General features: G+C 54.6%; 10 protein-coding genes. 2 read left to right on the plus strand and 8 right to left on the minus strand.

Annotation, left to right across the window (positions count from 1 at the left end; translation table 11 throughout):
- The 8 genes from nuoH to lrhA all read right to left on the minus strand — a co-directional run bounded on the left by nuoH (window position 1) and on the right by lrhA (window position 10,183).
- Window positions 1-978: an NADH-quinone oxidoreductase subunit NuoH gene (gene nuoH / locus N5C09_RS09695; protein WP_022648828.1), complete on the minus strand. Its 978-nt coding sequence runs from the start codon at window positions 976-978 to the stop codon at window positions 1-3.
- A complete protein-coding gene (nuoG, locus tag N5C09_RS09700) occupies window positions 975-3,698 on the minus strand; it encodes an NADH-quinone oxidoreductase subunit NuoG (protein WP_063450388.1) in 2,724 nt (907 codons plus the stop codon). Before nuoG ends, nuoH begins: the two co-directional genes overlap by 4 nt.
- A 55-nt stretch (window positions 3,699-3,753) precedes the next feature.
- Window positions 3,754-5,091 carry an NADH-quinone oxidoreductase subunit NuoF gene (gene nuoF, locus N5C09_RS09705; RefSeq protein ID WP_006811381.1) on the minus strand — a complete coding sequence of 446 codons (1,338 nt, stop codon included), beginning with the start codon at window positions 5,089-5,091 and terminating at the stop codon, window positions 3,754-3,756.
- Window positions 5,088-5,588 carry an NADH-quinone oxidoreductase subunit NuoE gene (nuoE, locus tag N5C09_RS09710; protein ID WP_006176513.1) on the minus strand — a complete coding sequence of 167 codons (501 nt, stop codon included), beginning with the start codon at window positions 5,586-5,588 and terminating at the stop codon, window positions 5,088-5,090. Before nuoE ends, nuoF begins: the two co-directional genes overlap by 4 nt.
- A gap of 2 nt (window positions 5,589-5,590) precedes the next feature.
- The gene (gene nuoC, locus N5C09_RS09715) at window positions 5,591-7,393 is read right to left on the minus strand and encodes an NADH-quinone oxidoreductase subunit C/D (RefSeq protein ID WP_003861484.1); all 1,803 of its coding nucleotides are present in this window, start codon (window positions 7,391-7,393) and stop codon (window positions 5,591-5,593) included.
- 89 nt (window positions 7,394-7,482) lie between these two features.
- Window positions 7,483-8,157, minus strand: coding sequence for an NADH-quinone oxidoreductase subunit NuoB (gene nuoB, locus N5C09_RS09720; RefSeq protein WP_003861482.1), 675 nt, complete (start codon window positions 8,155-8,157; stop codon window positions 7,483-7,485).
- 15 nt (window positions 8,158-8,172) lie between these two features.
- Window positions 8,173-8,613, minus strand: coding sequence for an NADH-quinone oxidoreductase subunit NuoA (gene nuoA / locus N5C09_RS09725; protein WP_003861475.1), 441 nt, complete (start codon window positions 8,611-8,613; stop codon window positions 8,173-8,175).
- A 631-nt stretch (window positions 8,614-9,244) separates the two neighbouring features.
- Window positions 9,245-10,183, minus strand: a complete 939-nt coding sequence (gene lrhA, locus N5C09_RS09730) for a transcriptional regulator LrhA (RefSeq protein WP_102750747.1) — start codon at window positions 10,181-10,183, stop codon at window positions 9,245-9,247.
- A 936-nt stretch (window positions 10,184-11,119) separates the two neighbouring features.
- Between lrhA and alaA the strand changes: the two genes are divergently transcribed.
- Both alaA and yfbR read left to right on the plus strand, forming a co-directional pair.
- Entirely contained in the window at window positions 11,120-12,334 is a 1,215-nt protein-coding gene (gene alaA, locus N5C09_RS09735) for an alanine transaminase AlaA (RefSeq protein ID WP_003861471.1), read from the plus strand.
- Between the two features lie 116 nt (window positions 12,335-12,450).
- The gene (yfbR, locus tag N5C09_RS09740; RefSeq protein WP_279748954.1) at window positions 12,451-13,050 is read left to right on the plus strand and encodes a 5'-deoxynucleotidase; all 600 of its coding nucleotides are present in this window, start codon (window positions 12,451-12,453) and stop codon (window positions 13,048-13,050) included.
- Window positions 13,051-13,119 lie beyond the last annotated feature (69 nt).

Raw genomic sequence — 13,119 nt, forward strand, 5'->3', positions numbered from 1 at the left:
TTATGGCTGCTGCCAGAGAATGACAGCCGCCGTTACCAACAAGTTGACGAGCGTCAGCGGCAGGCACACTTTCCAGCCGAAGGACATTACCTGGTCATAACGCGGACGCGGTAAGGACGCACGAATCAAAATGAACATCATCATGAAGAACGCGGTTTTCAGCGCGAACCAGATGAACGGCGGTAAGAACGGGCCATGCCAGCCACCAAAGAACAGCGTTACCATCAACGCGGAAATGGTGACGATACCGATGTACTCGCCCACGAAGAACAGACCGAACTTCATGCCGGAATATTCAATGTGGTAACCGTCGGCCAGTTCCTGTTCGGCTTCTGGCTGGTCAAACGGGTGACGGTGACACACCGCCACGCCCGCGATAGCAAAGGTCACAAAACCAAAGAACTGCGGGATAACGTTCCAGATGTCGGCCTGGTTGTTGACGATGTCGGTCATGTTGAATGAACCGGCCTGCGCCACAACGCCCATCAGGGAGAGCCCCAGGAACACTTCGTAGCTCAGCGTCTGCGCGGAAGCACGCATCGCGCCCAGCAGCGAGTATTTGTTGTTACTGGACCAGCCTGCAAACAGCACCGCGTAAACCGCGAGGCCTGCCATCATCAGGAAGAACAGAATGCCGATGTTCAGGTCAGCGACAACCCAGGTCGGGCTGACGGGAACAATAGCAAACGCCAGCAGCAGCGAGGTGAAGGCGATCATCGGTGCCAGCGTAAAGATCACGCGGTCCGAGAAGCGCGGAACCCAGTCCTCTTTGAAGAACATCTTGATCATGTCCGCCACCAGCTGGAGTGAACCACCCCAGCCCACGCGGTTCGGTCCGTAACGGTTCTGGAACAGACCGAGAAGACGACGTTCACCAAAGCTCATGAACGCGCCGCAGGTGACGACCACCAGCAGAATCACAACCGCTTTCAGAATGCTCAGCAGGATATCGATAAGATCCGGTGTTAACCAACTCATGCTTTTGCCTCCTGAAGGTTATCAAGATGCGCACCCGCCAGAACCGGCGCGATGCCAGGCATCCCCATCGGCAGACCCACCTGCCCTGCTGACAGACGTTCAGAAATAATCAGCGGCAGGCTGATGGTCTGGCCGTCGTAGCTAAAGGCAATGTTCGCACCCGCGTTCACGCCAAGCTTCGCGGCATCCGCCGGGTTGAGCTTGATGTACGGCTGCGGCATACGCTGCTGGAATACCGGAGAACGCTGGGACATTTCATCGCTACCGAACAGGTGGTAGTACGGCGCAATACGCCACTGACCTTCCTGAGCCTGGAAGCTCGCCGGAACGGTAGTGAAGAAGTCCAGACCGGTTTCGGAGGCTTCAATCAGACGTACGCCCGGATCGCCGTGGCGCAGGTGACCGCCCACTTCAGCCTGGAACTTGTTCCATGCCTGCGGGGAGTTCCAGCCCGGTGCCCATGCAAACGGGATTTGCGAACGCGGCGCAGACGGCTGGTTGTTCCCTTCCATCGAGAAGGCAAACATGGTGTCTTTATCCTGCGGCTGGCGCGGTTCGTGCACGCTGATGTTGGCGCGCATCGCGGTACGACCGCTGTAGCGGTGCGGTTCACGCGCCAGTTTCTGACCGCGAATGCGGAAGCTTGCGTCAGGCGCGGCGTCTTTAATACCCGCCAGCTGAGGCAGTTTCTCAACAACCGCGTCGATAACGTGGTCGAGCTGCGTCCAGTCCACTTCACGGCTCTGCACGGTGCTGTGCAGGGAGTGCAGCCAGCGCCAGCTTTCCAGCATCACAGTGTTGCTGTCGTAGTACGCCGGGTCATAAACCTGGAAGAAACGCTGTGCGCGGCCTTCGTTATTGATAACCGTACCGTCACTTTCTGCAAAACTTGCCGCAGAGAGTACCAGGTGCGCTTTGTCCATGATCGCGGTGCGCTGATGGTCAATCACCATGACCAGCGGCGCTTTGGAGAGCGCTGCGTCAACGCGTGCGGCAGACGCGTGGCGATGCAGGTCATTTTCCAGCACCACAACGGCGTCAGCGGCACCGGATTCCAGTTCGCTTAACGCTTCTTCCAGCGAGCCGCCGCCAATCATGCCCAGACCGATGCTGTTTACCGCACGGGCAATCATGGTCACACCGACGTCAGCGCCGCGGCCTTTCAGGGCTTTGGCAACGTTCGCGGCGGCCTGAATGATTTCAGCGCTACCGGCGTTGGTACCGGAGATGATCAGCGGTTTTTTCGCACCTGCGAGGGCCTGAACAATCACGTCGACCTTGTTTTGCAGGTCGCGATCCAGTTCAACGGCCGGAGAGTTGCTGTCCAGCGCGTGGGCAATGGCAAAGCCCAGGCGCGCCTGGTCTTCAACCGGCGCGCAGTAGGTCCACGCGGCGATATCGTCCAGACGGGTGTTGTCAACGTTAGTCACAAACAGAGGATGTTTCGCGCGCTGGCCGATGTTGAGGATCGCCGCAATCTGCCAGTCAGCCACTTTCTGCGCTGCTGCCATTTCACGTGCTTTACCCTTCACCGCCTGACGAACCGCCAGAGCCGCGCGGGCGCCGGTCTGCGTCAGGTCTTCACCCAGCACCAGAACCGCATCATAGGATTCGATTTCGCGCAGCGCTGGCGTATGAACGCCGCCTTCACGCAGTACCTTCAGCACCAGCTGGAGACGTTCCTGCTCGCCCTGAGCGATACCGGTATAGAAGTTTTCCGCACCCACCAGCTCGCGCAGCGCAAAGTTGCTTTCGATGCTGGCGCGCGGGGAGCCGATGCCGATCACTTTCTTCGACTGGCGCAGAATATCTGCCGCGCCCTGCATCGCCTGCTCGGCGTTGAGGGTGATGACGTCGTCGCCACGGCGCTGAACCGGCTGACGCGGACGGTCTTTCAGGTTCACGTAGCCATAGCCGAAACGACCGCGGTCGCAGAGGAAGTAGTGGTTAACGGTACCGTTGTAACGGTTTTCGATACGACGCAGTTCGCCGTAACGCTCACCCGGGCTGGTGTTACAGCCGAGGGAACACTGCTGGCAGATGCTTGGCGCAAACTGCATGTCCCATTTACGGTTGTAGCGCTCGGAGTGGGTTTTATCCGTGAATACGCCGGTCGGACAGATTTCTACCAGGTTACCGGAGAATTCGCTCTCGAGCGTACCGTCTTCCGGACGACCGAAGTAGACGTTGTCGTGCGCGCCATACACGCCCAGATCCTGACCGTCTGCGTAGTCTTTGTAGTAACGCACGCAGCGGTAGCAGGCGATGCAGCGGTTCATTTCGTGCGAGATGAACGGCCCCAGATCCTGGTTACGGTGGGTACGCTTGGTAAAGCGATAGCGACGGAAGCTGTGACCGGTCATGACGGTCATATCCTGAAGGTGGCAGTTACCGCCCTCTTCACAAACCGGACAGTCGTGCGGGTGGTTGGTCATCAGCCACTCCACCACGCTTTCACGGAACTGTTTGGCTTCTTCGTCATCAATCGAAATAAAGGTGCCTTCGGCGGCTGGCGTCATACAGGACATCACCAGGCGACCACGCGTGTCTTCCGCGTTTTGATATTGCTTCACCGCACACTGGCGGCAAGCACCGACGCTGCCCAGCGCCGGATGCCAGCAAAAGTACGGAATATCGAGGCCAAGAGACAGACAAGCTTCCAGCAGGTTGTCCGCCCCGTTGACTTCGTATTCTTTGCCGTCTACATGAATCGTAGCCATTAGCATGCTTCCAGTTGGCTCAGTCGAAACCGAGCGTTAATCAAAATTCTTGTCGTTACCAGCGCGCTTTCAGCAGGTTCGGCTGAATACCATTGATCGAATGGGTATTGCTGAACGGCTGCTTGATGCCTGCTTCGAATTCGTCGCGGAAATATTTAATCGCGCTTTGCAGTGGCTCGACGGCACCCGGTGCGTGGGCGCAGAAGGTTTTACCTGGCCCCAGGAATCGACACAGTTGCTCAAGTGTCTCGATATCGCCCGGCTGACCTTCGCCACGCTCGATAGCACGCAGGATCTTCACGCTCCACGGCAGACCGTCACGGCACGGTGTACACCAGCCGCAGGACTCACGGGCGAAGAACTCTTCAAGGTTACGCACCAGCGATACCATGCCGATCTCGTGGTCGACGGCCATCGCCAGCGCCGTACCCAGACGGCTACCTGCTTTACCAATGCTTTCGAACTCCATTGGCAGATCAAGGTGGGCTTCGGTCAGGAAGTCCGTCCCCGCCCCACCCGGCTGCCAGGCTTTGAATTTCAGGCCATCGCGCATGCCGCCTGCGTAGTCTTCAAGAATTTCGCGTGCGGTGGTGCCAAACGGCAGTTCCCAGACGCCAGGATTCTTCACGCGCCCGGAGAAGCCCATCAGCTTGGTACCCGCATCTTTGCTTGAGGAGATGCCCTGATACCACTCCACGCCGTTCGCGAGGATAGCCGGGACGTTACACAGGGTTTCGACGTTGTTGACGCAGGTCGGTTTACCCCATACGCCGGAGCTTGCCGGGAACGGTGGCTTGGAACGCGGGTTCGCACGGCGACCTTCCAGGGAGTTAATCAGCGCGGTTTCTTCACCGCAGATATAACGCCCGGCACCGGTGTGCACGAACAGTTCGAAGTCAAACCCGGTGCCCAGGATGTTTTTACCCAGAAGGCCGGCTTCGGTGGCTTCGGCAATGGCGCGACGCAGGTTTTCAGCCGCTTCGATGTACTCACCGCGCAGGAAGATGTAGCCACGGTACGCTTTCAGCGCAAACGCGGAGATCAGCATGCCTTCCACCAGCAGGTGCGGCAGCTGCTCCATCAGCAGACGGTCTTTATAGGTGCCCGGCTCCATTTCATCGGCGTTACACAGCAGGTAACGGATGTTCATGGATTCATCTTTTGGCATCAGGCTCCACTTCAGACCAGTGGAGAAGCCCGCACCGCCGCGGCCTTTCAGGCCGGAATCTTTAACTGCATTAACGATATCGTCCGGCGCCATGCCGCCAAGGGCTTTACGCGCACCGGCATAGCCGTTTTTGCTCTGGTATTCGTCGAGCCATACCGGCTGTTTGTCATCACGCAGACGCCAGGTCAGCGGATGCGTCTCAGCAGTACGAATTACAGTTTTCATTTGTACTGCTCCAGCAGGTCAGGAATCGCTTCCGGCGTCAGATGGCTGTGAGTGTCCTCATCAATCATCATGGTCGGCCCCTTGTCGCAGTTACCCAGGCAGCAGGTTGGCAGCAGAGTAAAGCGTCCATCGAACGTGGTCTGGCCCGGCTTGATATTGAGCTTTTTCTCAATCGCAGCCTGAATGCCCTGATAGCCGGTAATGTGGCAGACGACGCTGTCACAGTAGCGGATCACATGGCGGCCTACCGGCTGACGGAAGATCTGGCTGTAGAACGTGGCTACGCCCTCTACGTCACTTGCCGGAATGCCCAGCACTTTTGCGATCTCGTAGATCGCCCCATCCGGCACCCAACCACGCTGTTTCTGTACGATTTTCAGCGCTTCAATGGACGCCGCACGCGGGTCTTCGTAGTGGTGCATCTCGTGCTCAATGGCGGCACGCTCTGCTTCACTCAGCTCAAAAGCCTCGGTTTGTGGTTGTTGATTCTCGTGCATAATTAGCGGTCCACATCTGACATAACAAAATCGATACTACCCAGATACACAATCAGGTCGGAGACCAGACTGCCGCGAATGGCGGCCGGGATCTGCTGCAAGTGCGCGAAGCTTGGCGTACGCACGCGGGTACGGTAGCTCATGGTGCTGCCGTCACTGGTGAGGTAGTAGCTGTTGATACCCTTGGTCGCTTCAATCATCTGGAAGGATTCTTGTGCCGGCATGACCGGGCCCCAGGAAACTTGCAGGAAGTGGGTGATCAGGGTTTCGATATGTTGCAGCGTGCGCTCTTTCGGTGGCGGCGTCGTCAGCGGGTGATCCGCCTTGAACGGGCCTTCCGGCATGTTGTTGAGGCACTGCTCAAGAATGCGCAGGCTCTGGCGCAGCTCTTCCACTTTCAGCATCACGCGGGTGTAGCAGTCGGAAACGCCGCCGCCCACCGGGACTTCAAAGTCGAAGTTCTCGTAGCCAGAGTAAGGACGGGCTTTACGCACGTCGAAGTCAATACCGGTCGCGCGCAGGCCTGCACCTGTGGTCCCCCACTCCAGCGCTTCTTTCGCGCCGTAGGCCGCAACGCCCTGGGAACGGCCCTTCAGGATGGAGTTACGCAGCGCGGCTTTCTCGTAAGACGCCAGACGTTTCGGCATCCAGTCGAGGAATTCACGCAGCAGGCGGTCCCAGCCGCGCGGCAGATCGTGCGCCACACCGCCGATACGGAACCAGGCCGGGTGCATACGGAAGCCGGTAATCGCTTCAACCAGATCGTAGATTTTCTGACGATCGGTAAAGGCGAAGAAGACCGGGGTCATCGCGCCAACGTCCTGAATGAACGTGGAGATGTACAGCAGGTGGCTGTTAATACGGAACAGTTCAGACAGCATCACGCGAATCACGTTAACGCGATCCGGGACGGTGATACCTGCCAGTTTCTCAACGGCCAGCACGTAAGGCATTTCGTTCACGCAGCCGCCGAGGTATTCGATACGGTCGGTATACGGAATGTAGCTGTGCCAGGACTGACGCTCGCCCATCTTCTCAGCACCACGGTGGTGGTAGCCGATGTCAGGGACGCAGTCGACAATCTCTTCGCCGTCAAGCTGAAGAATTATACGGAACGCACCGTGCGCAGACGGGTGGTTCGGACCGAGGTTGAGGAACATGAAGTCCTCGTTTTCGGTACCGCGCTTCATGCCCCAGTCTTCCGGCTTGAAGGTCAGCGCTTCCATCTCCAGATCCTGCTTGGCTTTGGTCAGCTCAAACGGGTCGAATTCGGTGGCACGTGCCGGGTAGTCTTTACGCAGCGGGTGGCCGGTCCAGGTCTGCGGCATCATGATGCGCGTCAGGTGCGGGTGGCCGTCGAAGGTCATGCCGAACATTTCCCAGGTTTCACGCTCGTACCAGTTAGCGTTAGGGAAAAGTTTGGTGATCGTCGGCAGATGCATGTCGTTTTCAGACAATGCCACCTTGAGCATGATATCCGTGTTGCGGTCTATTGATATCAGGTGGTAGAAAACGGAAAAATCCGCAGCAGGGAGGCCCTGGCGGTGCGTTCTCAGACGTTCGTCCATGCCGTGTAAGTCAAACAGCATGACGTAAGGTTTTGGCAATTTCTTGAGGAAATCGACAACTTCCAGTAATTGCTCACGCTTCACCCAAACAACGGGTACCCCGGTGCGGGTGGCCTGAACAGTAAAGGCATCCGGCCCAAAACGGTTGCGCAGTTCGCCAATGACGGGGTCATCGAGATGATCCCGGGTCTGCCAGGCAGCTTCTTGCGCGGTTAAGTCGGTCATATTGTTCACCATTGCAAATGGTCCGTGGTGACTGTTAAGCCTGGCTTCGCGCTATTTGAGTAGTGATATGCGAAGGTGTTCTCCAGGCCCACAGGCGCAAATTAAATTTCGTCAGGCGTACGCAGGTTGGTGACGGCAATTCGTTCACCACGTTTACGCTCGCGCTCGGACTGCATGTTCGCGCGATAGACACCCTGATCGCCAACAACCCATGAAAGTGGGCGGCGTTCTTTACCGATTGACTCCTGGAGCAGCATCAGCGCCTGCATGTAGGCCTCTGGACGCGGCGGGCAGCCTGGGATGTAAACGTCCACCGGAATGAACTTATCAACGCCCTGCACAACGGAATAAATGTCGTACATACCGCCGGAGTTTGCACATGCACCCATGGAGATAACCCATTTTGGCTCCAGCATCTGGTCATAAAGACGCTGAATAACCGGTGCCATTTTGGTAAAGCAGGTCCCGGCCACCACCATCAGGTCAGCCTGACGTGGAGAAGCACGCAGTACCTCTGCCCCAAAACGCGCAACGTCATGCACCGCAGTGAATGACGTCACCATTTCAACGTAGCAGCAAGAAAGGCCAAAGTTGTAGGGCCAGATGGAGTTCTTACGACCCCAGTTGACCATATCGTGCATGGCATGCTCGAGCTTGCCCATGTACACGCTTTTGTTGACTTCTTGCTCCAGGGGGTCAGTTACGATCTCCTGTTTTTGCAGGGGGTAACGGTCATTCTCACCGTTAGGATCTATGCGGGTGAGCGTATAATCCATCTTATTGCCTCGCTGTTACTGCTGACGATTAGAGATACTGTTTTCCGGATTGATGTGTTCACGGCGTGAACGCACAGGTGTCCAGTCCAGCGCGCCAATACGCACCAGATAAACCAGACCGGCCAGTAACACTAAAATGAAAATTGCGGCCTCGACAAAGCCCACCCAACCACTTTCGCGAATGGAGGTCGACCACGCGAAGAGGTAAAGCGCTTCCACGTCAAAAATGACGAAGAACATGGCTACCAGGTAGAACTTGGCAGACAGGCGTAAGCGAGCGGTACCTACGGAATCAATACCTGATTCGAAAGGTGTGTTTTTGTGCCTTGCGCGGGCGCGACCGCCCAGGAACCAGCCGCCGACTAACATCAGGCAGCACAGGCCAATGGCTACAATAAGAAAGATTGCGAATGCCCAGTGATGAGCGATGACTTCTGTGGATGTTGACATACTCATTGCTTACTCATCAAAAGTGATACCGACGACACTGCTCTTGCTGGCAGATGGGCATCACATCGATTCATGGGGAGGAACAAAATAACCTTACACTAACTGTCAGAAATGAGACATAGACAGCAAAATGATGGGGTTTTTTACTCCTATCTATAACCTTTTGTCAACTTTAACAAAGGTTTCTTCACATTAAATTACATCGAGCGATTCTCATTAACATTTGGTGCCCTTTAACCCTGGTGGCCAGGTGACTTTACGTCAAATGCATCTTGTTGAATCGTGTCCGTTTTGGAAGTAAAAAAAATAACCCTCCTATTTTGACAGGATTTGCCAACGATTCCTCCCCCTAAATAGGAGTATTTTCTTGATCTGAGACACGCTTTTGTTAATTCAATCAAAAAAACAGCAACATATTTCCTGTTTTTTTAACATCGGCAGGGTATGAGGGAAGATAGAACAGGTATTGTTCACATATTAATCAAATGCATTTGTCTTATTGATAATTAAGCGCTAATTCACTTATCCACACACCTCATGCGGTTATGAATAGCAAAAAAAACCACTCGCATGAAAAAATCATGCGAGTGGCTCTTTTTTACACTTACATTTTGTTACGAGAATTTTGAGGAAACGATCACTCAAAATCCCCTTCCACGATCAGCGAGTCATCCCCTCCTTCAGGAGTAGCATGCGCGTACTGCCATGGATTGTGGTAGTTTTGCATTGCTTCGAATACCACCTTTGCCAGCTCGTTGTTGCTGCCGGCGTTATGGCACAGCATGTACTCCGTATCCGGCAGCGAGGGAAGCCCCTCTGATTTGCCCAGCACGCGCAGGTCGGGGCTCATCATCTCAACCGGACGGGCCGTTACGCCAAGCCCGGCCTTCACCGCCGCTCGCACTGCGGGCAACGTGGACGCCACGTACGCCAGACGCCAGGGGATACTGGCCTCGTTGAGCGCAGCCAGCACCATATCGCGGAACGGACTGGGATCGTCCAGCAGAACCAGGGGTATTGGCTCACCTTGTTGCAATACGTACTCCGCGGCACAGTACCAGTGCGTTGGAGAAGTACGCAGCGTCAGGCAGTCAAACTGGCCGGGTCGATGCGTGGTGACCACCAGGTCAACCTCGTTCTCTTTCAGCATCTCAACCATGAAGGCATTGCGTTTAACGCTAACGTCCAGGGCAAGCTTCGGATAAACCGAGCTAATTCGATTGAGAAGGAAAGGTAAAATGGTATCTGCTGATTCATCTGACGCCCCTAATGTTAACACTCCCTGAAGATTGCTAAACATTAATGACATACAGGCTTCATCATTAAAGCGCAGTATCTTTCTGGCATAACCCAGAAGCTGAATACCATGTTCTGTTAAAAGCTTATTACGTCCATGGCGCGCAAAAAGCTCTTTACCAACCAGTTGTTCCAGTCGCTGCATTTGCTGACTTACGGCGGACTGGGTACGGCATACTGCGGCAGCAGCTGCTGCAAAAGTGTTGAGATCGGCGACCGCAACAAACGTTCTCAGCAGATCGAGGTCGAGATTCATTATCGGACGATTTGCATTTATCATATCTTTTCACTTTCAGGTTGCTCGTGCGGAGCTGCCCGGGTTGAAGCTGTGTGTAACGGTTAAGCAATTCCTTCTGAAGTGTTTCCCTCGCATCCCGGCCCGGCAGACTGCCTGACAGATAGTTATTGTACTGTGGTATATCAACAGTCAGAAATCACGTTTCATGACGTTATTTTTATTCTCTTGCGTTCAGGTTATTTCGTTGTGTGCAGGTAGATGTAAATTCCATAAAGAGTAAGACATGTTTTCTGCCATCTATATCGCAGCGTTGCCAACGTCGCAAGATGTGACTTACCCAATCGGCCAGAGATAACTTTAACAATAACAATCGATTAATACAGGAAAGCAGAATCCGATATACGTAACAGGCCTATCGCTCTGCTGCATTCCCGAAACACATCTTAACCCAAATCCACTATATTTATAAGTCTTATTGCACTAATACGGATTTAACGCCAATGATAAGCAACTACACTCTTTTTATTAAAATTAACGAAAGTTGCATTTTCGTCGTTAATAATAAATAAAGTTTAATTTAGATTCAGGCCAATCATTAATAACCCTTAACATTAATTTCACATGAGTAACTTTTAACCTGGCTTTGCTAATATGGCAATCTGTATCTGAGCATTCAGGTTTTACGAATGGTCACTCAGAGGGACTACTGCCTCAGCCCGGATCGTCTTTTTATTTACCTCAGAATAATATTAATACTTATATGCTATTTTCAGCATAAAAAACCCAGCAATAAGCGTAATCACGGTGATTTCAGGCACAAAATCACTCCGTCATTAGATTAAGCGATCACAGCGGCACTGCCCGACTGGACAAAATCTTCTTCTGTGCGCCCTTCAAAACGAGGCGCGGTGGGAGTACATTGTTCCGTGCTGCTTCCACGGCAGGAAGTTGCAATAATAGCGAAAAGGTTAAAGGTTCATGTCCCCTATCGAAAAATCCAGCAAGCTCGACAACGTCTGTTACGACATCCGTGGCCCGGTACTCAAAGAGGCAAAACGCCTTGAAGAGGAAGGCAATAAGGTTCTGAAACTCAACATCGGCAACCCCGCGCCATTTGGTTTTGAAGCGCCGGATGAGATCCTGGTGGATGTGATCCGTAACCTGCCAACGGCACAAGGCTATTGTGATTCAAAAGGCCTTTACTCCGCCCGTAAAGCCATTATGCAGCACTATCAGGCTCGCGGAATGCGCGACGTCACCGTTGAAGATATCTACATTGGCAACGGCGTCTCGGAACTGATCGTTCAGGCGATGCAGGCGCTGCTGAACAGCGGTGACGAAATGCTGGTTCCCGCGCCGGACTATCCGCTGTGGACCGCTGCCGTATCGCTCTCCAGCGGTAAAGCGGTACATTATCTTTGCGACGAATCCTCTGACTGGTTCCCGGATCTGGACGACATTCGCGCGAAAATTACGCCTCGCACGCGTGGGATTGTGATCATCAACCCGAACAACCCGACGGGCGCGGTCTATTCAAAAGAGCTGCTGATGGAGATCGTCGAGATCGCCCGCCAGCACAACCTGATCATCTTTGCCGACGAGATTTACGACAAGATCCTGTACGACGCGGCGCAGCACCACTCTATCGCCGCGCTGGCGCCCGACCTGCTGACCGTCACTTTTAACGGCCTGTCTAAAACCTACCGCGTGGCCGGTTTCCGTCAGGGCTGGATGGTGCTGAACGGTCCGAAAAAACATGCGAAAGGCTACATTGAAGGGCTGGAGATGCTGGCATCCATGCGTCTGTGCGCCAACGTACCGGCACAGCATGCGATCCAGACGGCGCTCGGGGGCTATCAAAGCATCAGCGAGTTCATCGTCCCGGGCGGCCGTCTGTATGAACAGCGCAACCGCGCATGGGAACTGATTAATGATATTCCGGGGGTTTCCTGCGTGAAGCCTAACGGCGCGCTGTATATGTTCCCGAAAATCGACGCGAAGCGCTTTAATATTCACGACGACCAGAAAATGGTGCTCGACTTCCTGTTGCAGGAAAAAGTGCTGCTGGTTCAGGGTACGGCGTTTAACTGGCCGTGGCCGGATCATGTGCGTATCGTGACCCTGCCGCGCGAAGACGATCTTGAGATGGCCATCAGCCGCTTCGGGCGCTTCCTCTCCGGGTATCATCAGTAACTGGCCTTTCTGCCGGGTGGCGCTGCGTCTGCCCGGCCTGCACCATCCGCAAATTTGCATCTTCCCTCCCCTCCCCGCACAATGAAGTCTGTCGCAGTGAAGACATAAGGTAACCTATGAGTCAGAGTCATTTTTTTGCCCACCTCTCCCGCCTGAAACTCATCAACCGCTGGCCGCTGATGCGCAACGTACGCACTGAAAACGTGTCAGAGCACAGTTTGCAGGTTGCCATGGTCGCGCACGCGCTGGCCGCGATTAAAAACCGCAAATTCAACGGACAGGTGAATGCCGAGCGTATTGCCCTGCTGGCGATGTACCACGACGCTTCGGAAGTGCTGACCGGGGATCTGCCCACGCCGGTAAAATACTTCAATTCGCAGATTGCACAGGAATATAAGGCCATCGAGAAGATTGCCCAGCAGAAACTGATCGACATGGTGCCCGAAGAGCTGCGCGATATCTTCGAGCCGCTGATCGACGAGTATCAGTACACGGATGAGGAAAAATCCCTGGTCAAGCAGGCCGATGCGCTGTGCGCCTACCTGAAATGTCTGGAAGAGCTGTCCGCCGGGAATAACGAATTCCTGCTGGCGAAATCGCGCCTGGAGAAAACGCTGGCATCCCGCCGCAGCGAGGAGATGGACTACTTTATGCGCGTGTTTGTGCCAAGCTTCCATCTGTCGCTGGATGAGATCAGTCAGGATTCGCCGCTGTAATTTATTGCTCAGCGGCGCTGCGCTTGCAGAGCCTACGGCCGGGTAAGGCGTAGCCGCCACCCGGCGATG

It is taken from the genome of Enterobacter sp. GD03975 (assembly GCF_029838645.1).
Taxonomy (GTDB): Bacteria; Pseudomonadota; Gammaproteobacteria; order Enterobacterales; family Enterobacteriaceae; genus Enterobacter; species Enterobacter quasihormaechei.

Excerpts from the sequence above, each read along its gene's own strand:
- nuoH (WP_022648828.1), bottom strand. The coding sequence starts at position 978 with ATGAGTTGGTTAACACCGGATCTTATCGATATCCTGCTGAGCATTCTG.
- nuoG (WP_063450388.1), bottom strand. The coding sequence starts at position 3,698 with ATGGCTACGATTCATGTAGACGGCAAAGAATACGAAGTCAACGGGGCG.
- nuoF (WP_006811381.1), bottom strand. The coding sequence starts at position 5,091 with ATGAAAACTGTAATTCGTACTGCTGAGACGCATCCGCTGACCTGGCGT.
- nuoE (WP_006176513.1), bottom strand. The coding sequence starts at position 5,588 with ATGCACGAGAATCAACAACCACAAACCGAGGCTTTTGAGCTGAGTGAA.
- nuoC (WP_003861484.1), bottom strand. The coding sequence starts at position 7,393 with ATGGTGAACAATATGACCGACTTAACCGCGCAAGAAGCTGCCTGGCAG.
- nuoB (WP_003861482.1), bottom strand. The coding sequence starts at position 8,157 with ATGGATTATACGCTCACCCGCATAGATCCTAACGGTGAGAATGACCGT.
- nuoA (WP_003861475.1), bottom strand. The coding sequence starts at position 8,613 with ATGAGTATGTCAACATCCACAGAAGTCATCGCTCATCACTGGGCATTC.
- lrhA (WP_102750747.1), bottom strand. The coding sequence starts at position 10,183 with ATGATAAATGCAAATCGTCCGATAATGAATCTCGACCTCGATCTGCTG.
- alaA (WP_003861471.1), top strand. The coding sequence starts at position 11,120 with ATGTCCCCTATCGAAAAATCCAGCAAGCTCGACAACGTCTGTTACGAC.
- yfbR (WP_279748954.1), top strand. The coding sequence starts at position 12,451 with ATGAGTCAGAGTCATTTTTTTGCCCACCTCTCCCGCCTGAAACTCATC.